At 30.1% G+C, this 26,334-nt stretch carries 24 protein-coding genes, 9 tRNA genes and 1 rRNA gene; all 34 read right to left on the reverse strand.

Going from position 1 to position 26,334, the window contains the following annotated elements:
• Positions 1–94: 94 nt before the first annotated feature.
• On the reverse strand, positions 95–763 hold the full coding sequence (locus IC218_RS16120; protein ID WP_227434544.1) for a M23 family metallopeptidase: 669 nt from the start codon (positions 761–763) through the stop codon (positions 95–97).
• A gap of 65 nt (positions 764–828) precedes the next feature.
• Positions 829–1,893 carry a stage II sporulation protein D gene (gene spoIID / locus IC218_RS16125; protein ID WP_227434543.1) on the reverse strand — a complete coding sequence of 355 codons (1,065 nt, stop codon included), beginning with the start codon at positions 1,891–1,893 and terminating at the stop codon, positions 829–831.
• Between the two features lie 86 nt (positions 1,894–1,979).
• Complete coding sequence (gene murA / locus IC218_RS16130) at positions 1,980–3,233, reverse strand: UDP-N-acetylglucosamine 1-carboxyvinyltransferase (RefSeq protein WP_227434542.1); 1,254 nt, start codon at positions 3,231–3,233, stop codon at positions 1,980–1,982.
• 20 nt (positions 3,234–3,253) lie between these two features.
• Positions 3,254–3,991, reverse strand: a complete 738-nt coding sequence (locus IC218_RS16135; RefSeq protein ID WP_227434541.1) for a YwmB family TATA-box binding protein — start codon at positions 3,989–3,991, stop codon at positions 3,254–3,256.
• Between the two features lie 85 nt (positions 3,992–4,076).
• A complete protein-coding gene (locus IC218_RS16140) occupies positions 4,077–4,946 on the reverse strand; it encodes a 4Fe-4S binding protein (RefSeq protein WP_227824881.1) in 870 nt (289 codons plus the stop codon).
• 185 nt (positions 4,947–5,131) lie between these two features.
• Positions 5,132–6,433, reverse strand: coding sequence for a rhodanese-like domain-containing protein (locus IC218_RS16145; RefSeq protein ID WP_227824882.1), 1,302 nt, complete (start codon positions 6,431–6,433; stop codon positions 5,132–5,134).
• A 43-nt stretch (positions 6,434–6,476) separates the two neighbouring features.
• Entirely contained in the window at positions 6,477–7,217 is a 741-nt protein-coding gene (locus tag IC218_RS16150; protein ID WP_227434538.1) for a rhodanese-like domain-containing protein, read from the reverse strand.
• Positions 7,218–7,352: 135 nt separating this feature from the next.
• Positions 7,353–8,390 (reverse strand): ABC transporter ATP-binding protein, encoded by a 1,038-nt coding sequence (locus IC218_RS16155; protein WP_227434537.1) that lies wholly within the window; start codon positions 8,388–8,390, stop codon positions 7,353–7,355.
• A 20-nt stretch (positions 8,391–8,410) separates the two neighbouring features.
• Positions 8,411–9,205, reverse strand: coding sequence for an ABC transporter permease (locus tag IC218_RS16160; RefSeq protein ID WP_227483567.1), 795 nt, complete (start codon positions 9,203–9,205; stop codon positions 8,411–8,413).
• Positions 9,206–9,213: 8 nt separating this feature from the next.
• The gene (locus IC218_RS16165; RefSeq protein ID WP_227824883.1) at positions 9,214–10,089 is read right to left on the reverse strand and encodes an ABC transporter permease subunit; all 876 of its coding nucleotides are present in this window, start codon (positions 10,087–10,089) and stop codon (positions 9,214–9,216) included.
• Positions 10,079–11,296: an ABC transporter substrate-binding protein gene (locus IC218_RS16170; RefSeq protein WP_227824884.1), complete on the reverse strand. Its 1,218-nt coding sequence runs from the start codon at positions 11,294–11,296 to the stop codon at positions 10,079–10,081. Before IC218_RS16170 ends, IC218_RS16165 begins: the two co-directional genes overlap by 11 nt.
• A 23-nt stretch (positions 11,297–11,319) precedes the next feature.
• Positions 11,320–11,901, reverse strand: coding sequence for a CDP-alcohol phosphatidyltransferase family protein (locus tag IC218_RS16175; RefSeq protein ID WP_227824885.1), 582 nt, complete (start codon positions 11,899–11,901; stop codon positions 11,320–11,322).
• A 43-nt stretch (positions 11,902–11,944) separates the two neighbouring features.
• Positions 11,945–13,102 (reverse strand): (Fe-S)-binding protein, encoded by a 1,158-nt coding sequence (locus IC218_RS16180; RefSeq protein ID WP_413927334.1) that lies wholly within the window; start codon positions 13,100–13,102, stop codon positions 11,945–11,947.
• 105 nt (positions 13,103–13,207) lie between these two features.
• Positions 13,208–15,040 (reverse strand): glutamine--fructose-6-phosphate transaminase (isomerizing), encoded by a 1,833-nt coding sequence (glmS, locus tag IC218_RS16185; protein ID WP_227824886.1) that lies wholly within the window; start codon positions 15,038–15,040, stop codon positions 13,208–13,210.
• A 267-nt stretch (positions 15,041–15,307) separates the two neighbouring features.
• On the reverse strand, positions 15,308–16,654 hold the full coding sequence (gene glmM, locus IC218_RS16190; RefSeq protein ID WP_227824887.1) for a phosphoglucosamine mutase: 1,347 nt from the start codon (positions 16,652–16,654) through the stop codon (positions 15,308–15,310).
• 170 nt (positions 16,655–16,824) lie between these two features.
• Positions 16,825–17,382: a 2-oxoacid:acceptor oxidoreductase family protein gene (locus tag IC218_RS16195; protein WP_227434530.1), complete on the reverse strand. Its 558-nt coding sequence runs from the start codon at positions 17,380–17,382 to the stop codon at positions 16,825–16,827.
• Positions 17,383–18,135, reverse strand: coding sequence for a thiamine pyrophosphate-dependent enzyme (locus IC218_RS16200; RefSeq protein ID WP_003420710.1), 753 nt, complete (start codon positions 18,133–18,135; stop codon positions 17,383–17,385). It abuts the gene before it with no gap.
• Entirely contained in the window at positions 18,135–19,214 is a 1,080-nt protein-coding gene (locus IC218_RS16205) for a 3-methyl-2-oxobutanoate dehydrogenase subunit VorB (protein ID WP_227434529.1), read from the reverse strand. The genes IC218_RS16200 and IC218_RS16205 overlap by 1 nt, the downstream gene beginning before the upstream one ends.
• A 29-nt stretch (positions 19,215–19,243) precedes the next feature.
• Positions 19,244–19,459: a 4Fe-4S binding protein gene (locus IC218_RS16210; protein ID WP_227434528.1), complete on the reverse strand. Its 216-nt coding sequence runs from the start codon at positions 19,457–19,459 to the stop codon at positions 19,244–19,246.
• A gap of 42 nt (positions 19,460–19,501) precedes the next feature.
• Positions 19,502–20,179: an ATP-binding protein gene (locus IC218_RS16215; protein ID WP_227434527.1), complete on the reverse strand. Its 678-nt coding sequence runs from the start codon at positions 20,177–20,179 to the stop codon at positions 19,502–19,504.
• Positions 20,169–21,248, reverse strand: a complete 1,080-nt coding sequence (buk, locus tag IC218_RS16220) for a butyrate kinase (protein WP_227434526.1) — start codon at positions 21,246–21,248, stop codon at positions 20,169–20,171. Before buk ends, IC218_RS16215 begins: the two co-directional genes overlap by 11 nt.
• A 21-nt stretch (positions 21,249–21,269) precedes the next feature.
• The gene (gene ptb / locus IC218_RS16225) at positions 21,270–22,172 is read right to left on the reverse strand and encodes a phosphate butyryltransferase (RefSeq protein ID WP_227434525.1); all 903 of its coding nucleotides are present in this window, start codon (positions 22,170–22,172) and stop codon (positions 21,270–21,272) included.
• A gap of 303 nt (positions 22,173–22,475) precedes the next feature.
• On the reverse strand, positions 22,476–23,660 hold the full coding sequence (locus IC218_RS16230; protein WP_227434524.1) for a YbbR-like domain-containing protein: 1,185 nt from the start codon (positions 23,658–23,660) through the stop codon (positions 22,476–22,478).
• Positions 23,657–24,496, reverse strand: coding sequence for a diadenylate cyclase CdaA (gene cdaA / locus IC218_RS16235; RefSeq protein WP_227434523.1), 840 nt, complete (start codon positions 24,494–24,496; stop codon positions 23,657–23,659). Before cdaA ends, IC218_RS16230 begins: the two co-directional genes overlap by 4 nt.
• A 941-nt stretch (positions 24,497–25,437) precedes the next feature.
• Positions 25,438–25,511 (reverse strand) — tRNA-Arg (locus IC218_RS16240).
• 9 nt (positions 25,512–25,520) lie between these two features.
• Positions 25,521–25,595, reverse strand: a tRNA-Gly gene (locus IC218_RS16245).
• A 10-nt stretch (positions 25,596–25,605) separates the two neighbouring features.
• Positions 25,606–25,682: transfer RNA gene (locus IC218_RS16250), tRNA-Asp, on the reverse strand.
• Positions 25,683–25,687: 5 nt separating this feature from the next.
• Positions 25,688–25,763: transfer RNA gene (locus tag IC218_RS16255), tRNA-Val, on the reverse strand.
• Positions 25,764–25,769: 6 nt separating this feature from the next.
• Positions 25,770–25,843, reverse strand: a tRNA-Gly gene (locus IC218_RS16260).
• 17 nt (positions 25,844–25,860) lie between these two features.
• Positions 25,861–25,935 (reverse strand) — tRNA-Glu (locus tag IC218_RS16265).
• 7 nt (positions 25,936–25,942) lie between these two features.
• A tRNA-Met gene (locus IC218_RS16270) sits at positions 25,943–26,018 on the reverse strand.
• A 16-nt stretch (positions 26,019–26,034) separates the two neighbouring features.
• Positions 26,035–26,120, reverse strand: a tRNA-Leu gene (locus IC218_RS16275).
• A 5-nt stretch (positions 26,121–26,125) separates the two neighbouring features.
• A tRNA-Asn gene (locus IC218_RS16280) sits at positions 26,126–26,200 on the reverse strand.
• Positions 26,201–26,207: 7 nt separating this feature from the next.
• A 5S ribosomal RNA gene (gene rrf / locus IC218_RS16285) occupies positions 26,208–26,324 on the reverse strand.
• Between the last annotated feature and the right edge of the window lie 10 nt (positions 26,325–26,334).

The raw sequence follows: 26,334 nt of genomic DNA on the forward strand, positions 1-26,334 counted from the left end.
TTACCCCCCTCACATAATAGCTTTAATGATATATATGTAAAAACACCAAAAAATATAACAAGCTTAACCAAATATGATTAAACTTGTTATACTTTTACTTAATTAGACTCATTGGGTCTATAGATTTTTCTCCATTATATGCTTCTAAATGCACATGTATACCCTCTTCACTTTCTATCTGAGAAGTACTTCCTACAGTCCCTAATGATTGTCCTTCTGTTACTTTCTGATTCTTCTTAACACTAACATTTTCATCTAGATTTGAATATACTACTACAGTATTATTGTCGCTTTTTATTTTTACTGATTTTCCATATTCTTCATCATCAAATACATCTACTACCATTCCGTTTAATAGAGATTTTATTTCTTTACCTTTAGTACAACTAACATCTATACCTTTATGAGTTTCCCAAACATCCAATGTTTTAGAATAACTAGGTTCTTTTTCTGAATATTCTCTTATTATCTTATCACCAATGTAATTTAATTTTGTTGTACTTGACTTATTTTCTTCTTTTGCCTTAGCTTTTTCTAAGTTTTGTTTTGAATCTGTCGCAGTAGGGATAGCATCTTTCTTATCTTTTTCAATTAAATGTATTTCCTCTTCACTATCTTTATTAGATTTTTCTATCATGCCTTTATTAGAAGCTAATTTATCTACATTATTATTTGTAAACCAAACTCCACCTACTGCTAATAAACAAACACATACAAATAAAGATAAATAAAAACCATCTTTTTCTAACAGTTTTTTCTTCATTTCGCACCTCCAAATATATTTCTACATTTGGATTATTGACGTGTTTTTGGTATTTTATACAATTATTAGTATATATCTTTTATTTTTGTATCAGTATAGTAATGTGATAATATATCATAGTATTTATAGCCTTCTTCTGCCATACCTTCAGCTCCCCATTGGCTCATACCAACTCCATGACCATATCCTTTTACTACAAAATCTATGTATCCTTCTCCAAATTTTATATCAAAGTTTGCAGAATTTAAGTTAAAAACAGTCCTCACATCTTTTCCTGTGACTTCTTTGTTTCCTAATTTTATTTTTTCTACAGTTCCAGCATCGCTTCTTTCAGTTATTGCAACTTGTTTACTCAAATTATTTACATCTATCACAATGCTACTATAAGACTTTCTAAGGCTCTTAACAAAATCTGTGTTGCTTATTTTAAGTGTTGATGCAAATTTGGGAGAATACTTATCATATGGGCTTTCTACAGATTTTAAATAAGGATATTTTGATGAAAATACCTCTTCACTATTCTCTGTTTTCCCTGATGAAGTAGAGAAATAAAGAGGAAGTATAGCCTTATCATTGTAAGTTATTATCTGCCCCTTAGTGCCTTTAACTGCGTTTTTAATTTTAGAATACTTATTTTTAATCCATTCTTCACCATTCAACTTTTTAAGAGTCGCATAACTCTTGTATTCTTGACAGTGTTTATAATCAGTACATACCACTGCATTTTTATGTTTACTTGATTTCCCATGTTCTTGCTTATATACTACATACGTTCTAGCTGCTACAGCTTGGGCTTTTAAGGCCTCTATATCAAAATCCGAGGACATCTCACCAGCTAGTACTCCACATAAATAGTTTTCCATGTCCATTTTTTCAACTTTACCTGACATGTGATTATAGACATTTATAACTGGTGTTTTCTTGTCTACAGTTTCATAGTTTACTACCTTTTTATCTTCTTTCTTACCTTCATTTTTAATATCATTTTTTTTAATGGTTTTGTTTATGGAAACTACTTTCTCTGGTTTTTCAGTTAGCTCCACATTTTTGTAAGAAACTAAAGTTATCAATGAAGGGACTAACACAGAGCAAGTTACAAATCCTAACAAAACAACCAATGGGTTCTTCATATACTCTCCTCCTTAGCTTTTAAAACCTTGTATTTAAGTATATGAACAACCCTATCAATTTATAACTTACTTATCTAAACCAATTATTAATCTTCTACTATTTTGATTTGACCACCTAATGCTGTTATCTTTTTATCTATATCAACATAACCTCTTTGAATATGGTATATTTCTCCTATTTGAGTTTCTCCTTCTGCTATAAGACCGCATAAAATAAGCGCTGCTCCTGCTCTTAAATCAGTAGCATTTACTGCTGCACCGTGTAATTCATCTACTCCATTAACAACCGCACTTCTTCCATCTATTTTTATATTAGCACCCATTCTATTGAATTCAGCAACATGCATAAATCTATTTTCAAAAACAGTTTCTATAACTACACCAGTTCCATTAGCTACAGTAAGCATAGCCATAAATTGAGCTTGCACATCTGTAGGAAACCCTGGATGTGGTAAAGTCTTTATGTCTATTGGCTTTAATACCTTTGGACCTACTACTCTAACAGAATTGTCCATCTCTGTAATTTCACAACCAGCTTCTCTTAATTTAGCTACAACTGGCTTTAAATGCTCCATTAAAACATTTTCAACTGTTATATCACCTTTTGTCATAGCTGCTGCAACCATATAAGTTGCTGCTTCTATTCTGTCTGGAATTACATTATGTTCTGCTCCTTTTAGCTCCTTAACACCTTTTATCTTTATAGTGTTAGTACCTGCACCTTTAACATCTGCTCCCATTTCATTTAAGAAATTAGCTAAGTCCACTATTTCTGGTTCTTCTGCTGCATTTTCTATTATTGTAGTTCCTTCTGCTAAAGAAGCTGCCATCATTATATTTTCAGTAGCTCCAACAGATGGGAAATCTAAATACAATTTATTTCCTACTAATTTTTCTGTTGCGGCTTCAACAAAACCGTGGTCCATTTCTATTTTTGCACCTAAAGCTTTAAATCCTTTTAAATGTAAATCTATAGGTCTCGTTCCTATAGCACATCCTCCTGGCATAGAAATTTTTGTACTATTAAATCTAGCAAGTAATGGTCCCATAACCAAAAAAGAAGCTCTCATCTTTCTTACAAGCTCATATGGAGCTTCACAAGTTCTTATATTACTTGCGTCAACAGTAAGTGTATTTTCTTTATATTCAACTTCTGCTCCTACATGTCTTAATAAATCTGATATAACATGAACATCTCTTAAATTTGGAACTCCATTTAAAGTTGATTTCCCGTTTGCTAATAAAGTTGCTGCTATTATTGGTAAAACTGCGTTTTTTGCGCCATCTATTTTAACACTACCTTTAAGTGGATTACTCTTTTTTACTATTATCTTAGCCATATTTTCTGATCTCCTCATAATTAATAATCTAATTTTATAATTGGTGTGGCAATATATATGAGTGTTTTTCCATCGTCCTCATTATATTTAATTCCTATATTTAAATTGATTTTTTCCCCTAAATATTCTAAATCATCATCATTTAATACTTTACTATATGCTGTTATAGATAAAAAGTTTACGTCTTTCACTTTATCTATTTGCTTAGCACTCATATTATATAATATTTTTTGTAAAATATCATCATATTTGTGGTTTTGTAACCTTTTTGTGTATTCTCCAACAATACAAGCAGATACATCTACTTGAGATGAATATTTATTTAACACATTTTCTACACTACTATAAATATCCTCTTTATGTTTATATACTTTGTTGTCCAATATGTCAACTATTATGTAGCTTTCTTTATTATTTTTATTTATTCCTTTTATAGAAATTTCTTTATCGCTATCTTTTATAGTAGCATATAATTGTATTTCATCGCCATACCCTTTTTGGTTCCAATTTATTCCTTTTTCATCTAACTTTAGATTGTTAATTATTTCTAGAAAAATATTATGTAATTCTTTATTTGATAAATTGTAATTTATAACAGAATTAATTTTCATATTATAATATTTAAAATCGGCTTCTGAAGTTTCAAGAGCACTAATTAATTTATTATATCTAGTATTTATATTTGCATCTGCATAAGATATTGTCATGCCTATAGCCATTAACATAAAAAAACTTACAACTAATTTTATTATCTTCATAATAAAAATCCCCCTTAAATTTGTTTTTCTCTATAACAGAATTATTAACAAATTTAAGAGAGATATACTTTATCAATATGTATTTTTATGCATTTTGTAATTTTATATTAAATAAATGTTTTTCAAACTCTTCGATTCCAATTCTCTCTAATACTTTACTTATTCTTTCTCCTGGACTTGCTAATTGTTTATATGTATAAAATACATCTTGCACTAATTCTTCTATATTATCCTCTGTATACAAATTACTAAGTCTATCTCCAAATCTATAGCCTCTTCCCATTCTACCACCAAGATAAACAGCTAGTCCTTTTTTATCAACTTCCATAGCTCCAAATGGACATGCTTGAGCACACTTTCCACAATTTACACATTCTTCTTTATTCCACACTAATTTCTTATCTTCCATATAAACTGATTTTTGTCTACAAGATGATGTACACAATCCACAATTTTTACATTTATCTTCATTAAATTTTACGTATACTTGACCTACTATACCCACATCATTAGTATTTGCTTTTGCACAGTTATTTGGACATCCAACTAGTGTAATTTTAGTTTTAGATGGTAAATCATATCCAAAATATGAATCATGTAACTTTCCACATAATTCTTGTGTATCATATATTCCATGTTGACATACAGTACCTTTGCATGCGACTAATGGTCTTACTTTTTTACCCGTACCACCATGCTTTAGCCCTACAGCTTTTAAATCTTCCTTCATTAAATCTATATCTTCATACTTTATCCATGGTATTTCAACAGCTAATCTAGTAGTAACACCTAAATAACCTCTACCATATTTTTCAGATAACTTTGATAAGTTGATAAGCTGTTCTGCTGTAAAGTTTCCCGCTCTACTCAATATTCTTATTGAGAAATACCCTTCTTGGCTTTGGGCTAATATACCATCCGCTTTTAACCTTGCTTTTTCATCTTTACTAATCATATTTCACACCTCATAATATATAATTTTATAATTCTATATTGCTAATAATATGTTTAAATAAGTGCACATCCATATAAGCATATTCTAACTATGTTTATATTTTAAAACATAACAAAGGTATATTCAACTTAATAAACTGAATATACCTTCATTTTAAACAATTATATTATATTTTTTACAAAATTCTATTTTGAATCTCCTGTTTCAATTGGATTTGAATCATCAAGACTCCATCCCATCCATCCATCACTATAGAGAGAAGTATTTTCAAATCCCATAACATTTGCATATGTTAATACCTCTGCAGCACGCCATCCACTTCCACACATAAATGCAAGTTGTTTATTAGTATCTATATTTTCTTTATCCCACATTGCCAATATTTCATATTGATTTCTCATTGTGTTATCTATATTACGATACTCTTCTAGTGATACACTGTCACTACCTGCATGACCATATAAAGCTCCTGGTATACGACCTTTTTTATCATAATAGCTATATCCAGATATTTTACCTATATGTTCATCCCAAGAACGATTGTCCACTAATGTAAATTTATTTTTATCTCTTAGTTTTTGCTTTAATTCTGGTATACTAACAATTAGTTGTGGATTAGCTGGTATATTTTCCCCAAAAGTAGTACATGAACTTTTTGGATTACTAGTTAACTCCAGCTCATATCCTTCTGATAACCATGAGTTTATTCCACCATTCAAAACTCTTACATCTCTTACTCCTATATATCGTAATATAATAGCAATTCTATAAGAAGCCATAGATGCGCTACTTGAAACTATCACAGTATCATCTTTTGTAAATCCATAGTCTAAAGCAAATTTGGCCAAATTATCATTGTTAGTAAGCATCCATGTTGGAGGAGGTTCTATAATATCAGTATTTATATGAACACTTGTAGGTATATGCCCTTTTGCATAAGATTCTTTTTCTTCTCCCCAACTTGCTTCAATTATTTTTATATTCTTAGAATATTCAAATGTCTCTGGAATTTTTCCATCCAAGATATCTTTTATTATGGAAGCAGGTACTATCATTTGATAATTTTTATATCTTTCCATTGGAAGATTTTCATTATTTGCCCATTGTTTAATATCATATTTATATAGATTTTTATATCCTTTTTTAGATAAGTAAGTAGCTACAAGTAAAGCATCTTTTCCATTAGCATCATATAGTACTATATTTTTATCTAAATCAATACCTTTTGTTTTTAGTGCTTGTTCTAATACTTTGTCTTTTTTATCTGAGTCTACATATAACCAATTCGCAGAAAAATCTACTGCTCCTCTTATATGTCCACCTCTTTTTACTCCATCTAATTTCCAGCCATTATATGCATCATTTAAACGAGTATCAACTATAACCCAAGATTCATCTTGTACTTTCTCTTTCAAATCTTCTGTAGAAATTGATTTAACATTAGCACAAAAACCTTCTTCTATTTCTTCTCTTAATTTCTTCGACATAATTTGTACTCCGATTTCTAATCAATCTTTTATTATTTTAAATCTATTTAACTAAATCAAAATCATATTCATCCACACCATCAACTGAATTATATACTTTTGTAAATCCATTCTCTGAAAGTATTTTAGCTGCTTGCCCACTTCTATTTCCAGTTCTACAGTATAAAATTATATCCTTATTTTTATCAAGTTCTCCCATTTTCTTTTCTGTGTCTTCTAGTGGTATATTGATAGCTTCTTTTAAATGTCCAGTTTCAAATTCTTTTGACTTTCTAGCATCTATTACTATAGAATCTTTATTTTCGCTTATTAACTTTAACATTTCAGGCGCAGTTATATCATTATATGTAACTAATTCATAATCAAAATCTTTCACACCTTCTACATTATAAACATCTTTAAATCCATTTTTTACTAATATTTCAGCAGCTTTTGCACTTTTTTTACCTGAGTTACAATACGCTAATATAGTTTTATCCTTATATCCTTCTAAAGCACTTAATTTATCTTCTAAATCATCTACTGATATATTTATACCATTTATAATATGACCTTTAGCATAGTCCTCTGCACCTCTTACATCTAATATCAATAATTCTTTATTTTTCTTCATCATTTTTACAGCCTCTTCACCTGTGGCTTCTTTATAACTAGCCTTATCTTGACTTTGAGAAGATTCTTTTGGTTTTTCTGATTCTTTAGAATCACAACCAACTACACTCCCTAATGTTAATACTAAAGTTAAACCAATAGCTAAAACTTTAAATCTTTTACTAAATTTCATAAAATTACCCTCCAAATATTAAAAATATTCCCTTTTTTGATATAAAATCTTATTTTATTATAGTATTCGAATTCATTATAACAAAATTAAAATATATTTGATACTTATTTACTTGTTTACAGCCATAGTTTTTTTCTATAGTTCAACAGGAAAGAATAGAATTTTTCTTTGTTCCATAAACACATCTACCTTTTCATTTATTTCATATAAATTATTGTTGCTACTAGCTTTTAATACCGTTCCATCAATATCTACATCATAGTAAACTTTATCTCCTGCATATCTTTTTTTTAATATAGACCCTTGTCTTCCTACATCATTATCAATCGTTTTTAGGATTATACTTTCTTTTGGTATCATTAACTCTACATTATCTATATTTATATTTTTATATTTATCTAATTTAATAGAAATTATATCATTTACAAATTCTCCATTTCTTATATTTCCGATTAAATAATTTTTTTCTCCAAATATATTTGCAACTTCTTTACTTTTGGGATTTTCATAAAGATTATCAGGTGTGTCGAATTGTTTAACCTCACCATTTAACATAACTGCTATTCTATCACTCATCATTAACGCTTCTTCTTTGTCATGTGTTACTAATATCGTTGTTATCTTTAGATGTTTTTGTAATCCTAATACAAATTCCCTCATTTCATTGCGTAAATTAATATCTAAATTTGAAAATGGCTCATCTAATAACAGTACCTTTGGATTTATTGCTAAAGACCTTGCTATTGCAACACGTTGTTGTTGTCCTCCTGAGAGTTCGTTTGGATATTTATTTTCATATCCTTTTAACTTAACTAAATTTATAAGCTCGTTTACTTTACTTTTTCTTATATTCTTATTTATTTTTTTCATTTTAAGACCAAATTCTATATTTTCATATAAAGTCATATGTGGAAATAATAAATAATCTTGAAAAACTATTACAGTATCTCTTTTTCCTATAGGTATATCTAATACTGATTCATTATTTAAAAGTATATCTCCGCAATCAGGATGTAAAATACCAGCAATTAATTTTAGAGTAGTACTTTTTCCACAACCTGATGGACCTAAAAGAGAAACTATTTCTCCTTCTTTTATATCTAAATTCATATTGTTTAAAACTTTGATTTTGTTAAAACTCTTACATAAATTTATAAGTTTAACTGATGACAATTATTACACCTCCAATCGTACTAAAATAGCCTTGTATTTTGAATATGCTTATAGTTCTTTTTTACATTGTATTCTATTATTATCAAGATAAATAAACTTATTATTAAAAAGAGCATACTATACAAAGATGCGATTGTCCTGTCTCCACTTTGTATATATGGAAACATAATCATTGGATAAGTTATGACACTACCTCCCCCTATAAGAAGAGTCAAAAAATATTGACTAAAGGATATTATGAAAGACATACTTGATGCACCCAATATCCCTGGCAAAATCAAAGGGAAGGTTACATATCTAAATGTATTAAATCTACTTGCTCCAAGTACTTTCGCTTGTATTTCTAAATTATCACCTATTAATTTATAAACATCTGTTATTATTCGAACTGAATATGGTATACATGGAAGTATATTTATAATAATTACTCCCAAAATATTATTGGCCAGACCTATTCTAATAAATGCTATATGTATGCCCATAGCAACAGATATTAGTGGAATTATAATTGGAGACAATATCAGTAACTCACAAAACCTTTTTCCTTTAAAATCGTATAGTGCTAACGCTTTAGATGCTGGTATACTTAATAAAATAGTAACTAATACTACAGTTATTGATATTATAATACTTCTCAAAATGATATTCAGATTATTTATATCCAAAATATATCTAAATCCTCTTAATGAAAATTCCTTAGGTAAAAGATTTGGAAATGGCCATGTATTTACAACTCCCCATATTGACAATAATATTATAGGAGCTATAATAACTACAAACATGATATTAAGAATTATATTAAATTTTTTACTCATAGATACTCCTATACATTATATTTTGATATTTTATTAAAAAATCTATCATAAATTATTAATAGTATAAAACTTATTCCAGATAATACAACATTGATACACATTGAGATTGGTCTTTGCATTAAATCTGAGCTAGAATAACTCAGATATGCTTGAACTGGTAATGCTTTTGGAGTTGATGCACCTATTAAAAAAGGTACTTCAAAAGAACCAAATGAAAAGGCAAAAATTATTATAAATGAAGAAATTATTGTAGGCATAGCAAGCGGCAACACTATATATCTAAACGTTTGAAGTTTACTTGCACCTAAATTTATAGACACTTGTTGTAGATTATCATTTATATTTTTCAATATATTATAAACCATCAGTGTTATATATGGTATTCCTTTCCACAGATAAACTAAAATTATCCCTATTCCATTTTTATCAGAAACCATTGGTATAAATTCAGATGAATCCTTTATTATATTGAAAAAATAAAATACTCTTGAAACTATACCTGTTTGAGAAAATATTATAAATACCAATAATACAGCTATTATATGTGGAACTACTAGTGGAACATTTAGAATCATATATCTAACTTTAGAAAATTTATTTTGAGACATTGTATATGCTAAAAGTATACCTATAATAATAGCCAAAATTGATGACACTAAAGAAATCTTCAAACTAAAGATAAGAGATTCTAAAAAATTAGAATCTCTAAAAATTTCTCTATAATAATTTAATGTAATTTGCTCAAGACCAATCTGAGGAAAAAATCCTATACTTTGTGAGATGCAATTTATAATTCCTACACCCATTATAAGTATCAGGATGATAGATACAGGTGCTATTAATAAATATGGAATTATTTTATCATTAATTATTTTACTTTTCACTTTCTAGTACCTCTTGAGTCCATATTTTTTCTATTATTGGAACTATTCCTGCTTTTAATTCTGGAACTGAATTTTTTAATACTATAGTTTCACTAAATTTCTTAACATCTTCACCTGGAATCTTCTTCATATCTAAAACAGATGTATCTCCCCAATTTTTAGTTTCTGTCTTAGAGGATTGTGCATCTATACTCATCAAAAAATCTATTAACGCTATTGCACCTTCTTTATTTTGAGAATTATCTGGTATAGCAACAAAATGTGTGTTACTTATATTTCCTTTTTCAAATTCTATTGCTTTTGTAGATTTGCTAAACTCTCCACTTTCTATCCTTCCTAATAATACATTGGGAGCATAAGTCATTGTAAAATAGGTTTCATTATCTGAATACATATTATCTAACTGAGAAGATGTCGCAGGATAAGTTTTACCTTTATTCCATAAGTATGGTTTTATTTCTTTAAGATACTCCATAGCGGGTTGTATGACTTGTTTTACTTTAGCTTCATCTTCTGGTAAATTTTTTACTTTATCATATCCTACTACATCATATATTATATTTCTAACAAATGCACTTCCTGTAAAATCTGGTGGGGCTGGATAGGTAAATTTTCCAGGATTAGATACAATTACTTTTTTTAGTGTTTTTGCATCAGTTATTTTTGTATTAATCTTAGATATGTCTGTTACAACTGCAAATTGAGATTTACCCCAAGGAGCTTCCATCCCCTCTACCTTAACTCCAAAATCTGTAGTAATATCTTCAGAAGATGAATCAACATACTTTTCATAATTAGAAAGTTTCTCTACAAAAGGTCCAAATAGCAATTTATTCTCTTTTGCTGTTTTGAAATTTTCTCCATTTATCCAAACCACATCTATAGTACCCTTAGCATTTCCAGCTTGTTTTTCTGACAATAGTTTATTAAGAATGTTTTCTATATCCATTCCTACTCTTTTTACAGTTATGTCATAGTCTTCTTTCATCTTTGGAATTACATAACTATCAAACCATTTATTCATTACTTCATTTCCACCATATCCATAAAAGTTAACTGTTGTACCTTTTGCAGATTTTAAAATCTCTTCATTGCTACTTTTTAATATATCTTTTTGAGGCTCTTCTTTTTTATCGTTATTTGAACACCCTATCAATCCAAATACAAGCCCTAAACATAATAATATTGTTAATATCCTCTTTTTCATTTTTTCCCCTCTCAAAAATTAATTTATAATATTTTTTTTGCTTCTAGTAGTCTTTGAACTGCTGTAAATAAAACGACTATAGAAAATAGATTTGCTATCGTTCCAATATAACTTTGAAATAAAATCATCAAAGTAAAAAGTATAAATCCCTCACTCCTTTCAGCTACACCAGCTTGATAATAAAATGATTTCATACCTTTTTTATCAGTTAAGGCCCCAACAGTTAAAAATATAGTCATTGACATAAGAATACTACTTAAAAGAATCATTAGATTTAACCTTACATCAATCATCTTCAAGCCAAATACTAAAATCATACTTATTTCTACTATTCTGTCAAAAGTAATATCCATTAATGTTCCAAATAAGGATGTTTTATTACTACTTCTCGCCATATCACCATCTACAGCATCTAGGTATCCTGAAACCCATAATGTAATTATTGCTAGCACTTTCATATCGAGATATATAAATAAAGACGTAGATGTTCCAACTATAAGTGCTATTATTGTCACGTTATTTGGAGTTAATTTAAGTTTTAAAAAGAACTCTGCTCCTTTGATTATAAATGGCTCTACATATTTTCTTGCATGTGTATCTAACATATTATTTCCTTTCATTAGCTTATATACTTTTTATGGGAATTTATTAAGTTTCTATATTCATCTTCTTTGCTACTTCTATTCCTTTATACCTTGTACTCCATTTTTTAATAGATGATGTTTTTTTCTGGGTTAATTTATTTTTGTTTATAACATCAACATCAAAAATTAAATCTAATACATGTAGTACTTTTTTATCTGCCATTAACATAGACTCACAACAAGATTGACAGTATGAGATTACATAATCTGTTTTTTCATTATTTGCTCTATTTTTGGTCTGGTTTATAGCAACTTCATTATTAGTAACTCTTACCATACCTCCAGAGCCACAACACTCTGTGTTTTCTCTATTTTTTTCAAATTCAATTATTTTTATTCCCATAAAACCTAGTATATATCTGACTGACTCATGTATATTATGCTCATTTCTTATAGGGCATGGGTCATGTAATAAAAATTCCTGATTTAAATCATCATAATGATTTTTTAGATTTTCTGGAAGTCCATATTCTTTTATCACTTCCCATATTGAGGTCACTTTTATATCACTATTATTTCTTATAGTATTAAAACAATTTGGACAAGTTACGATTACTTCGTCTATATCATTTTCTCTAAATAGCTTATCTATTTTAGAATAATATTCATCAAATTTATTTGTATCTCCCATAGCTAAAGTTGGCTTGCCACAACATTCAAAAGCTAAGGATATATTTTCTATATGATTTTCTAAATATTTATATGTTGCTAATACTAAGTCACTACTATAGCTAGAAAGGCTACATCCTGGAAAAAAAATCTTTTTGGTGTTTTTTTTAATAAATTTTTTTGAGAATAATGAAGAGAAACTATTAGTTTGATGAAATTTTATTGTTCTATATCCTATATCATTTAATTCTTTTTGATTTCTATGAAATATTTCTTTCCTTACATCAAAAAACATTTCTTTTAAATCTATATCTTTTGGACACTCTACCTTGCATATTCCACATAACATGCAAGAATATGGTATATTTTTATTTATTGATTTATTTTGCAAAATGTCTATCATAAGTTCTCTTGGTGAGTCTCCAAATTCTTTCATCATAGGACATACCTTAAAACATTTTTTGCAATTTATACAATCATTGTTATTTTTTTCGATTTTTTTTAACGTCTCTAATTTTAACTTTACCTCTTTTATACAAATACACCTCCATATTGATTAATAGCTTTTTTCTATAATAAAAAACTCATTCTATAAAATTATAACAAATAGAATGAGTTTTTTCTAATAGATATTATCTATGCACTTTTTAATATATTTTTATTCAACTGTTACTGATTTAGCTAAGTTTCTTGGCTTATCTACATCACAACCTCTTAATACAGAAACATGATAAGCAAGTAATTGCATTGGTACAACTGCTAATATTGGTGATAAAATATCATCTGAGTTTGGTATATAAATTATTTTTTCAGCAGCTTTTTCAACGTCTTTATTATGACTTTGAGCAATTGCTACAACATAAGCTCCTCTTGCTCTTACTTCTTCCATATTAGAAACCATTTTTTCAAATAATTTTTCTTGAGTAGCTATAGCAATTACAGGAGTTCCTTTTTCTATTAATGCTATTGTTCCATGTTTTAATTCTCCTGCTGCAAAAGCTTCTGCATGTATATATGATATTTCTTTTAATTTTAATGAACCTTCCATTGCTAAACTATAATCTATACCTCTTCCTAAATAGAAAGCATGGTCAGAGCTAACAACTGTTTTAGCAACTTCTTTTATATATTCTTCATTATCTAATATTTCTTGTATTTTTGATGGTATTTCTTTCATCTTAGTAATCATACCATCATAAAACTCTCTAGTTATTGTTCCTTTTTTAATAGCAAAATCTAAAGCTATCATATATAAAGAAGTTATTTGAGTTGTATATGCCTTAGTTGATGCAACTGCTACTTCAGGTCCTGCCCAAGTATAGAAAACATCATCTGATTCTCTTGCTATAGATGAACCTACAACATTAGTTATTGAAAGTATTCTTGCTCCTTTAGCTTTTGAATCTCTTAGTACTGCTAAAGTATCTGCTGTTTCACCAGATTGGCTAACTAATATTACTAATGAGTTTTCATCTACAAATGGGTCACTATATCTAAATTCTGATGCTATATCAGTTATTACTGGTATATTTACAAATTTTTCTATAGCATACTTACCAAGTAATCCAGCATTATATGCCGTTCCACAAGCTACTATATAAACTTTATTTATTTTATCTAAATCTTCTTTAGAAATATTTATACTATCTAAAATTATATTTCCATTATTATCAAGTCTTCTTTCTAGAGTTTCTCTAACTCCTGTTGGTTGCTCATGTATTTCTTTTGACATAAAGTAATCATATCCACCTTTAGATGCAGCTTCTACATCCCATGTTACATGGAATACTTCTTTTTCTACAACATTTCTATTAGAATCATAAATTGTTACATTTTCATCTTTTAGGTGAACTATCTCTCCATTTTCTAAGAAATAAACATCTCTAGTATATTTTAATAAAGCAGGTATATCTGATGCTATAAAGTTTTCGCCTTCACCCACACCAACTACAAGAGGACTATCTTTTCTTACTGCAACTAATTCATTTCCATGTTCTTTACATATAACACCTAATGCATAAGCTCCTCTTAATTTTGATATAGTTTTATATACAGCGTCTAATAAGTTACCTTCATAGTATTTATCTACTAAATGTGCTATTACTTCTGTATCTGTTTGAGATTCAAATTTAACACCTTCAGAAATTAATTCTTCTTTGATTTCCATATAATTTTCTATTATCCCATTATGAACAACTGCTATTGTTTTAGCTTGATTAAAATGAGGATGTGAATTTACATCAGATGGTTCTCCATGAGTTGCCCATCTTGTATGTCCTATTCCCAAATTTCCATCAATAGGATTTTTTTCTAAATCTTCTGCAAGCACAGAAAGTCTACCTTTGAACTTTCTAATATTAAGTTCATCACAATTAGAACCATTAACTGCTACACCTGCTGAGTCATAACCTCTGTACTCTAGCTTAGAAAGCCCCTCTATGATAACTTCTGCTGCCTTTCTACTTCCTAAATATCCAACTATTCCACACATTATTTGTGTCCTCCTAAAAATATTATTTATATATTTTAAGAGTTAGGTCATATAAGTTTACTTTGGCTTCCCTTTGTCCATAGGATTACTCCTATTATTTAAAGAAGTCTTTCGATGGTAAACACACCGCAGAGCATCCGCCGACAATTCGATTAACTCTGACCTCGTCAACTTAGTTCCAATAATACTTAATTCTTGTGCCTATAACTAAGTTCTGGCGCTTAGAAAGGTGTCCTCAGGGTTTATATCTGAGAATACCCTTATAAATTACGATAATTTTTCTTGTATAAGATTAGCTAAATTTGTTGCTAATTCTTTTATTTGACCTTCCTCTTTACCCTCTAACATAACTCTAACTAATGGTTCAGTTCCTGATGGTCTTATTAAGACTCTACCATTTCCATCTAAAATAGATTCTATTCTTTCTATTTCAGCTTTTATTTCTGGATATTCCATATATTTGGTTTTATTTTCATTTTTTATTGTTGCATTCACTAGTACTTGTGGATATTGACTCATTATTGATGCAAGTTCTGATAAAGGTTTCTTTTCTTGCAATATTATATTTGCAAGTATTAAAGAACTAAGAACTCCATCTCCTGTAGTATTGTAATCTAAGAATATCATGTGTCCAGATTGTTCTCCACCAAGATTATATCCATTTTTAGCCATGTCTTCTAAAACATATCTATCTCCAACTGCTGTAGTAGATAATTTTATTCCATTTTCTTTTGCAGCTATTGTTAATCCTATATTACTCATAACTGTAACTACTAAAGTATCTTGTGCTAATTTATTATTTTTCTTTAAATTTAAAGCACTCAATATCATTATATGGTCTCCATCAACAATTTGACCCTCTTCATTTACTGCAATTAATCTATCAGCATCTCCATCATACGCAAGACCTAAGTCAGCATTATGTTCCAAAACAGCCTTTTGAAGTTGTTCTGGATGTGTAGAGCCACATTTATAATTTATATTGTTTCCATCTGGTGAACTATTTATTGAAATTACACTTGCTCCTAATTCATCAAATACTATTGGTGCTACTTTATACGATGCACCATTAGCACAGTCCAAAACCACTTTTAATCCTCTAAAATCAGTGTTAATTATTGATTTTAAATAATCTACATAATCTCTTTGTGCATAATGCTCATGTAATCTTCGTCCTACATTTTCACCAACTGGCATACAATCTACTTTAGCCATGTCATCTATATATTCTTCTATCTTTAATTCTATTTCATCATCCAATTTATATCCATTCTTATTAAAGAATTTAATTCCATTATATTCAACAGGATTATGAGATGCAGATATAACCACACCACAATCAGCACCATATTTTCTAGTTAAATATGCAACTGCAGGGGTTGGTATTATTCCAACAGTAATAACATCACATCCAACAGACATAAGACCTGCTATTAAAGATGCCTCCAGCATATCTCCTGATATTCTAGTATCTTTACCTACTACTACTTTTACTCTATGGTCTCCTTGAGCTAAAACAAATCCACCAGCTCTACCAAGTCTATATGCTAAGTCACATGTTAATTCTGTATTTGCTACTCCTCTAACTCCATCTGTTCCAAAATACTTTCTCACTAAATATTCTCCTTTCATAATTGAAAAGCTTGTAATTTGTATTATATTTTTATAATTCATAAAATACTATTATATTCTTAATTTCAGTCATAAAAATATTTTAATACTTCTCAGCAAAAAAGACAATAGAAATAATTCTATTGTCTTTTTTTTGACATCTTTTTTCTTTATTAGTTAGTTGCTCCGCAACATGTAGCATCCATACCTTTTTGTAAAGCTGCTCTGTTTAATGGAACAAATTTTTCTTTTCTAGGTCCGAAAACTTTTTTAAATGCTTCTAATACAGACTCTATATCTACTGTATCAGCTACTTTTAAGTAAGCTCCTAGCATTATCATATTAGCAACTTTATCATTACCTAATTCAACAGCTAATTCATTTGCTGGGATATAATAAACATCTACATCTGTTCTTTCAACTTTTTCTTTTATTAAAGAGCTATTTACTATTATTTTTCCACCAGGTACAACATCATCTTTAAATTTTTCAAATGCTGGTATATTTAATAATATAGCTGCAGTTGCATCATTTGTTATAAGTGGAGAACCAACTGGTTCACTAGATACAGTTACTGCACAGTTTGCTGTACCTCCACGCATTTCTGGTCCATAAGATGGTAACCAAGAAACTTCTTTACCTTCTAACATTCCTGCATAAGTAAGTAATTGTCCCATAGACATAACACCTTGGCCTCCGAAGCCTGCACATATTACTCTAGCTGTAGACATTTACTTCACCTCCTCAACTTCAACATTTTTGAAATTTCCTAATGGATAGTATGGTATCATATTGTCTCTTAACCATTGTAAAGCATCATTTGGAGCTAGTCCCCAGTTTGTAGGACAAGTAGATAATACTTCTACTATTCCAAATCCTAATCCTGCTTGTTGAACTTGGAATGCTTTCTTTATAGCTTTTTTAGCTTGTCTAACATGAGCTGGAGTATCAACTGCTACTCTTTCTACAAATACAGCTCCTGTTAATGTAGCTAACATTTCACTTACTCTTATTGGATAACCTTGAGTTTCAGCATTTCTTCCTGATTGAGCAGTAGTAGCTCTTTGTCCAACTAATGTAGTTGGAGCCATTTGTCCACCAGTCATACCATATGTTGTATTGTTTACAAATATAGTAGTTATTTTTTCTCCTCTAGCAGCTGCATGAACTATTTCAGCAGTACCGATTGAAGCTAAGTCTCCATCACCTTGATAAGTGAATACTGTGTTTTCAGGATGAACTCTTTTTATTCCTGTAGCAGCAGCTGGTGCTCTACCATGAGCTGCTTCTTGAGTGTCACAGTTAAAATATTTATATCCTAAAACTGAACATCCAACTGGAACAACACCTACAGCATCACCTAATACTCCTAATTCTTCTAATACTTCACCAACTAATCTATGGATTATACCATGTGTACATCCTGGACAGTAGTGAGTTTGAGTATCTTGTAACCCTTCAGTTTTCTTAAATACAACAGCCATTATCTAGCACCTCCTGCAACCAATTCTCCGGCAATAATTTTTTTAGCTTTTTCAACTATTTCTGCTGGTGTTGGAGTCATTCCTCCTGGTCTTCCATGGAAGTAAACTGGTAATTTACCTTCTACTGCCATTTTTACATCTTCCACCATTTGTCCCATACTCATTTCAACAGTTAATATGTTTCTAGCACTAGGGATTTGATCAAATGCTTCAAATGGGAATGGCCATAATACTTTAGGTCTTATAAGACCTGCTTTTATTCCTTCTTCTCTTAATATATCAATTGCGCTTTTCACTATTCTTGAAGTAGTTCCATAAGCTGCAAATATAAATTCAGCGTCTTCTGTTTTGTACATTTCATATTGTACTTCATTTTTTTCCATTTCATTGAATTTAGCTTCTAAGTGCCAACAGTGATCTTCTAATACTTCTGGCTCTAAGTATAAAGAGTTTATTACATTAGGTACTCTTTTTCCTTTAGTTCCAACAGTTGCCCAATCTTTAGGAGGCAATTCTCTTTTCTTTTCAGGAGCTTTGAATTCAACTGGCTCCATCATTTGACCTATCATACCATCTGCAACTACCATAACAGGTGATCTGTAGTAATCTGCAACATCAAAAGCTTCCATTATCATGTCAACAGCTTCTTGAACTGTAGCTGGTGCGAATACTGGAGTTCTGTAGTCTCCATTTCCTCCACCTCTTGTAGACATAAAGTAGTCAGCTTGTGAAGGTTGTATACTTCCAAGTCCTGGACCACCTCTCATTACGTTAAGTACAACACAAGGAACTTCTGCTCCTACTGCATATGTTATACCTTCTTGTTTTAAAGCAACTCCTGGTGAAGATGAAGAAGTCATAACTCTTGCTCCTGCACCTGCTCCACCATAAACCATGTTTATCGCAGAAACTTCTGATTCAGCTTGAACGAACGCTCCACCTATTTTAGGTAACTCTCTTGATAAATATTCTGGTAATTCACTTTGTGGAGTTATTGGGTAACCGAAGAAATATTTGCAACCAGCTTCTATAGCTGCTTTTCCAAATGCTTCGTTACCTTTCATAAGTATCTTAGCCATTAAAATTCCCCCTTAAATATTAATTTAAATTAATCTCTTTCTACTGTTATAACTACATCTGGACACATAGTCGCACAACTTGCACATCCTATGCATTTTTCCATTTCAGAAACAGTTGCTGGGTTATACCCTTTTTTGTTTATTGTGTTTGAGTCTAATTGTATGATTTTTACTGGACATGCTTCAACACATAATCCACAACCTTTACAACGTTCTTGATTAAAAGATACTTTTCCTTTAGCCATTTACCTAAGCCTCCTTAAACTTTCTATATATTTGAGCTCAAACTACATCCAGTCTTCTCTCATATATAATTTTATTGGAAAAATTTCTCCCTCTAAATCTTTTGGTAATTGTTCAACAAGATTTTCTAAGCATGCAACATATCTTATAGGTATATTACATTCCTTAGAAACTTCTTCTGCAACTTTTTGGCCTCTTAATACATCATCAATAGTAGTAAATCTAATAAGATGAGTATTATTAATTAGACCTGTTACCTTTAGTTTAGAAGATTTTTCTATTTCCTTTATATATTGGATAACTTCTTCAGAAGTTTGAGTTTTCTCCCTATTTGCATTTATTACAAAAAGCATGTCATAGTCGCCTTCTTTTAATAAATGACTAAATCTTCCTATAACTCTAGCACCTACATTATCTCCGCCTAAGTCTATAACAGAATTGTATGAATGATCAACCATAGGTGACATTACTTCTGCTGATACTGCTGGTAAATCTAATGTTGGAGCATTAATTGAACTATCTATTGGTTGTATACCTAAAGATTTCATTAACTCTTTCTTTTCTCTAGTTCTAAAGTATACATTCACCACATCCAAATCAGCTATAGCAACTTTGCCAGAAACCATATCTCTTAATTTAACAACATAGTTCATCGCAAATTCACTTTTACCACTTCCATAGTGACCTGTTATGATTCTTATTCTTTTATCATTAGTTATCATAAACTTGAGCCTCTTCTTCACCAATTAAAACTCTAAGTCCACCTTGAGCTAATGCAATCATTTCATCTTCACCTGGATAAACTTTTACATCTGCTATAAATTTAACTCTATCTGCAATCATATCTGTAAACATTTTTGAATATGCGATTCCACCAGTTAATAATATTGCTTTTACATCTCCCTTAAGAACTGCTGCATTAGCTCCTATTTCTTTAGAGATTTGATATGCCATAGCTTCATATACTAATTTAGCTTTTTCATCACCAGCTTCAATTCTTTCTTCAACTTCTCTAGCATCATTAGTATTTAAATATGCAACTAATCCACCATTACCTTTTATTTTCTTTTTAATTTCATCTTGAGTATATTCTCCACTGAAGCACATTTTCACTAATGCTCCTACTGGTAATCCACCACTTCTTTCTGGAGAGAAAGGACCTTCTCCATCTAATGCGTTTGCAACATCTACTATTCTACCATTTTTATGAGCTCCAACAGAAACTCCTCCACCCATATGTGCAACTATAAGATTTATATCTTCATATTTTGCGTTTATCTCTTTAGCAAATCTTCTTGCTATTGCCTTTTGATTTAAAGCATGTACTACACTTGCTCTACTTATTTCAGGCATACCAGAAATTCTAGCAACATCTTCTAGTTCATCCACAACAACTGGGTCTACTATGTATGAAGGAACATTAACTTCATCACCTATTTGTTTTGCTATTATACCACCTAAATTTGAAGCATGTTCTCCTAAAACTCCTACTTTTAAATCTTCTATCATAACATCACTTACTGAGTAAGTTCCACCTTTTATAGGCTTAAGAAGACCACCTCTACCTACTACAGCATCTAAGTCAGATGTTTTTACTCCACCCTCTTTTAATGCTTCTTCTATTACTTGTTTACGAAATTCAAATTGGTCTGAAACCTTCTCATACTTTCCTATTTCTTCAGAAGAGTGTCTTAGTGTCTTTTCAAATACTAAATCCTCATTATCAAATACAGCTATTTTAGTTGATGTCGAACCAGGATTTATTGTTAAGATTTTAAATATTTTGCTCATTTGCCTATTTCCCCCTTAAATTTAAGCCTTTGCTGCCATTAAAACGCCCAAGGCTATTGAGTTAAGCTTAGTTTCTTCACTATCTGCTCTAGAAGTTAATATTATTGGTGCTTTAGCTCCAACTATAACTCCTGCATTTTTTGATTTTGAGAAAAATACTAAAGCTTTGTATAATATATTGCCACCTTCGATATCTGGAGCCAATAATATATCAGCTCTTCCTGCTACAGGATGATCTATACCTTTATGTTTAGCTGCTTCTAAAGACACTGCATTATCTATTGCAAAAGGTCCACCAACCATACAACCTTTGATTTCTCCTCTTTCATACATTTCTTCAAGTTCTTTAGCTTCAACTGTATCTTTCATTTTTGGATTTACTTTTTCTTTTGCGCATATTGCAGCAACTTTTGGTTCGCTTATATCTAATGAATGTGCTACTGTGCAAGCATTTTCTATGATTTGCTTTTTAGTATTTGTATCAGGAGCTAAGTTCATAGCTGCATCAGTTACGAAAAATAATCTGTCATACCCCTCTACATCAAATACTGCTACGTGGCTTAATACATTACCAGTTCTAAGACCCACTTCTTTGTTTAAAACTGCTTTTAGTATTATTGATGTGTCTACTAAGCCTTTCATTACCATATCGGCTTTTCCTTGTGAAACTAATTCAACAGATTTTAGAGATGCTTCTGCTAAATCTTTTATATCTATTACTTCATAATTTTCGATATCCATGTCTATGCTTTTTGCAATTTCTTTAGTCTTTTCTATATCACCTATTAAAATGGCATTTGCTATTTTTTCTTTTCTAGCCATTTCAACTGCCATTAAAACTTCTTTATCTTGACAACATGCTACTGATATAGTTTTAGGTCCTCTTTCTTTTGCAAACTTAATTACTTCTTCAAAACTTCTCATGCATTTCCACCTCATCTTGAATTTTTTGAAATAGAACTTTTATATCTCAATTAAATTATAACTCGTTCAGCAACGTTTTCCTAGGGATAATTGAAATATTTAATTCAAAAATATTTATTTAAATCTATTTATCAGTCTTTTTTCATATATCTAACACTTTTTAGATTTAACAAATATCTCATTGTCCTTATTTTATAATATAACTAAAATAAACAAGATGCAACAAAAACATAAAATTAACAAACTTAATTTTATAGATTTTTTTGTCGCATCTTGTAACAACTAAATATTCAAAATATTTGTTCATTCCACTTCAACAATATTAGGTTCTATATTTATTTTTTTAAATTGATATGTTGTTTCATATTTTATTTTATATTTACCATTTTCAGTAGGTGCTTCTGATAAATCGATATATAACGAAATATCTTTTTTATTTAGCTTACTTAAATCTTCTGTTGATTCTACAACAACTTGAATATCTCCAGTAAAAATTATACTCGGATTGTCCATATTTGCTGGAATATTTCTTAACATAATATCTTCTGAACTATATACAAACTCAGCACTTAATTGTTTTGTTTCATTTAGCTTTATAGTTATAGAGCTATCATCAATAGTTATTCCTTCTGGAATCTCTAGACTCACTTCTTTTTCCTCTCCATTAGCTAAATCAACTAAATCAATAGGTTTTGTCTTAATATAATTTATTTTGTCTATACTTTCTTTTTTACCTTTTATGCTAACTTCATCTTTACTTAATTTATAATTTTTCAATGTATTATTATCTTGATTATTATCCTTTAAATCTACTCTTATTGGTACAGTTTTTTCTTTTAATAATTGTACACTTGCTGTTACAGAATTTGAACTTAGTGTCACACCTTCAACCTTAGTTCCATCACTATTTAAAGGTATTAAATCCAATTTTTTAGAGAAATCTTCTGTCTCATTACCTACATTTAGATTAGCTCTTATATTCTTAACTTCCTTAACTAGACTCATTGGACCCGATATATCGACATAATTTTTATTCAGTTCAATTTTATCTATATTTCTTTTAGAATTTCCACTTACTTCTACCTTTATATCTCTTTTTTCTTTTATATTTTTCTCAAGATTTACTATTAAAACATCATGCTTAAATTCTAAAGTAACACCTTGAGGAATATTTGCTTTTAAATATACTTCTTTCTTACCTTGTATTGGGTCTTCAACAGTTCCATATACATGTATATCTTCTTTTTTAACTTTTTGTACCTTTGATAAACTACCTTTTATATACACATCTGCTGTTAATTTTTCGTCTGGATATATAACAAGATTTTTATCATTTAAATCACTCATATTACTTATAGATACAGGTATATCTTCAAACCCTCTAGTTTCTTCAGGGTCAACTACAGCCATGACATACATCCATAAAGCAATTGCACTTAAAAATGATATTATTTTTATTTTGGTATTATTTTTTAGTCTATTTATCATTTAAATATACCACCTTTGAAAAAACTTCTTGTTTCCGTATTCGTTTTTAGATTACTACGTAATATATTCATCATTCTTTCTCTAGAAATATCTCTATATAACTTACCAGCTTTAGCAATTGATACGCCTCCAGTTTCCTCTGATACGATTAGTGTTATACAGTCAGATACTTCACTTACACCTATTCCCGCTCTATGTCTAGTGCCTAAATCTTTACTTAAATCTTTACTCTCTGTCAATGGCAAGAAACATGCAGCTGCCTTTACCTTAGAATCTCTAATTACAACAGCGCCATCATGTAATGGTGTATTTGGTATAAATATATTTATCAATAATTGCCTAGAAATTTCAGCATCAATTATAGTTCCTGTATTTATTATATCACTTATTCTGGTTTCTCTCTCCATTATGATAAGAGCTCCTATTTTTTGTCTAGAAAGTGAATATAAAGCTTCTACAATCTCTTCTATAGTTCTATTAAGAGTTTCTTCTGAAGTATTTACATTTTTTCCAAATAAATTAAACTTTGCTCTTCCTATATGTTCAAGTCCTGCTCTAAATTCTGGCTGAAAAATTATAAGAGCTGCTATAACTCCATAATCCAGAGCCTTAAGAGATATCCAATAAACGGTATGCAATTTAAAAGTGTTACTAAGTTGAGTTGCTAGCAAAAGAAATATTATACCTTTAAATACTTGTTCTGCTCTTGTATCTTTTATAAACATAAATATTTTGTAAAAAATATATGCTACTATGGATATGTCAATTAAATCATATATACTCATTCTTAATATTATATTAAAAAATTCATTTAAAAAAGAATTTATATCTAACACAGTTTTATCCTCCTGTTCGATAACTTCTTAATTATTTACACTATGTATTATACTATATAAATCTAACTCTATACAAACTATTTAACTTTTGTGTAAATAATTCTATTTTTATAGATTGAGATTGTTAAATAATCTCTAAATACATTAAAAATATTGCTCATTAAATATATATTTTTTATTAAAGTTAAATCTAGTTTAAATAATTCAAATCATCAAGGCGCGAATACAAAATAGTACTCGCGCCTTGATGCAATTTTATACTATAAAATCTATTTCAAAATACATATTATTTTTCAATATATGTTTGCTACAATAAATTTAATAATCTATTTATTAATTATATAAAATTGTAACATTATTTCTATATTTCTATTAATATTATATTAGTAATATTATTTTTATCTTATACTAATAATTTATCTTATAAATAATTTATATCAAGTTCTATTAATATCTTATTATGTATCTTTTCTAGAAATTATCTTTTATTATAAAAATAATTAAAACAACTTATCTATTTCAAAGTCATAGATATATTACTTATAAGTATAACAATTCATTTAATACAATAATCTACAAGCACTATATTATCAAGTATTTAGAATCTCTAGTATTTCATAGTAGATTTCATCGTTCTTTTTCAGTATAAGAAATTAATTTATAAATTTAAATAGTATTCTAATATCTTAGTACTATAAAGTATACAGTATAATGTATATGAGCCTATTTACTAATTAATTAAATCTATGCAATAAATCTTTCTATAAACTTCTTGTAGACTATTATACATTACCATTAATATGATTACAATATTAATGAATATAATGTAACTCTTATATAATTTTATATTTATAAAGAAAAAGACACAGGTGACATGCATGTATCCTGTGTCTTTTTAAACAATATAAAAGTTTACTATAAATATAGTAAACTTTTCTTAATGAGCGCACAGGGATTCGAACCCCGGACACACGCCTTAGAAGGGCGTTGCTCTATCCAGCTGAGCTATGCACCCAAATCATTATGGAGCGGGAAACGAGATTCGAACTCGCGACTTCAACCTTGGCAAGGTTGCGCTCTACCACTGAACTATTCCCGCTTATTTAATTTGGCGACCTGGAAGGGGTTCGAACCCTCGACCTCCAGCGTGACAGGCTGGCATTCTAACCAACTGAACTACCAGGCCGCAAATGGTGGGACCAGCAGGGCTCGAACCTGCGACCCCCTGCTTGTAAGGCAGGTGCTCTCCCAGCTGAGCTATGATCCCATTTTTTGGAGCGGGTGAAGGGGATCGAACCCTCACAGCTGGCTTGGAAGGCCAGAACTCTACCATTGAGCTACACCCGCTTATTTAATTGTTTTTTTGGTGACTCGTAGGGGAATTGAACCCCTGTTACCGCCGTGAAAGGGCGGTGTCTTAACCTCTTGACCAACGAGCCATTTTAATGGTTGCGGAGGCAGGACTCGAACCTACGACCTTCGGGTTATGAGCCCGACGAGCTGCCAACTGCTCCACTCCGCGATATTATTTTATAAAGTGCCGAAGACCGGAATCGAACCGGTACGAGAGGTAAGTCCCGCAGGATTTTAAGTCCTGTGCGTCTGCCAGTTCCGCCACTTCGGCTTTTTTGGCTCCAAGGGTGGGGCTCGAACCCACAGCCTACCGGTTAACAGCCGGTTGCTCCACCGTTGAGCTACCTTGGAATATTCAACGTGGCTACGTCCTACTCTCCCAGGCAGTTTCCCACCAAGTACCATCAGCGCTAGAGAGCTTAACTTCTGTGTTCGGAATGGGAACAGGTGTATCCTCTCTGCTATTGTAACCACATAATCTTTAT

Source organism: Clostridioides sp. ES-S-0005-03 (assembly GCF_020658455.1).
In the GTDB taxonomy this organism is placed as follows: Bacteria; Bacillota; Clostridia; order Peptostreptococcales; family Peptostreptococcaceae; genus Clostridioides.

Bases quoted from the DNA above. Each gene is read 5' to 3' on its own strand.
- IC218_RS16120 (WP_227434544.1), bottom strand. From the start codon at position 763: ATGAAGAAAAAACTGTTAGAAAAAGATGGTTTTTATTTATCTTTATTT.
- spoIID (WP_227434543.1), bottom strand. From the start codon at position 1,893: ATGAAGAACCCATTGGTTGTTTTGTTAGGATTTGTAACTTGCTCTGTG.
- murA (WP_227434542.1), bottom strand. From the start codon at position 3,233: ATGGCTAAGATAATAGTAAAAAAGAGTAATCCACTTAAAGGTAGTGTT.
- IC218_RS16135 (WP_227434541.1), bottom strand. From the start codon at position 3,991: ATGAAGATAATAAAATTAGTTGTAAGTTTTTTTATGTTAATGGCTATA.
- IC218_RS16140 (WP_227824881.1), bottom strand. From the start codon at position 4,946: ATGATTAGTAAAGATGAAAAAGCAAGGTTAAAAGCGGATGGTATATTA.
- IC218_RS16145 (WP_227824882.1), bottom strand. From the start codon at position 6,433: ATGTCGAAGAAATTAAGAGAAGAAATAGAAGAAGGTTTTTGTGCTAAT.
- IC218_RS16150 (WP_227434538.1), bottom strand. From the start codon at position 7,217: ATGAAATTTAGTAAAAGATTTAAAGTTTTAGCTATTGGTTTAACTTTA.
- IC218_RS16160 (WP_227483567.1), bottom strand. From the start codon at position 9,205: ATGAGTAAAAAATTTAATATAATTCTTAATATCATGTTTGTAGTTATT.
- IC218_RS16170 (WP_227824884.1), bottom strand. From the start codon at position 11,296: ATGAAAAAGAGGATATTAACAATATTATTATGTTTAGGGCTTGTATTT.
- IC218_RS16175 (WP_227824885.1), bottom strand. From the start codon at position 11,901: ATGTTAGATACACATGCAAGAAAATATGTAGAGCCATTTATAATCAAA.
- glmS (WP_227824886.1), bottom strand. From the start codon at position 15,040: ATGTGTGGAATAGTTGGATATTTAGGAAGTAGAAAGGCAGCAGAAGTT.
- IC218_RS16195 (WP_227434530.1), bottom strand. From the start codon at position 17,382: ATGTCTACAGCTAGAGTAATATGTGCAGGCTTCGGAGGCCAAGGTGTT.
- IC218_RS16200 (WP_003420710.1), bottom strand. From the start codon at position 18,135: ATGGCTGTTGTATTTAAGAAAACTGAAGGGTTACAAGATACTCAAACT.
- IC218_RS16205 (WP_227434529.1), bottom strand. From the start codon at position 19,214: ATGGCTAAGATACTTATGAAAGGTAACGAAGCATTTGGAAAAGCAGCT.
- IC218_RS16210 (WP_227434528.1), bottom strand. From the start codon at position 19,459: ATGGCTAAAGGAAAAGTATCTTTTAATCAAGAACGTTGTAAAGGTTGT.
- IC218_RS16215 (WP_227434527.1), bottom strand. From the start codon at position 20,179: ATGATAACTAATGATAAAAGAATAAGAATCATAACAGGTCACTATGGA.
- buk (WP_227434526.1), bottom strand. From the start codon at position 21,248: ATGAGCAAAATATTTAAAATCTTAACAATAAATCCTGGTTCGACATCA.
- ptb (WP_227434525.1), bottom strand. From the start codon at position 22,172: ATGAGAAGTTTTGAAGAAGTAATTAAGTTTGCAAAAGAAAGAGGACCT.
- IC218_RS16230 (WP_227434524.1), bottom strand. From the start codon at position 23,660: ATGATAAATAGACTAAAAAATAATACCAAAATAAAAATAATATCATTT.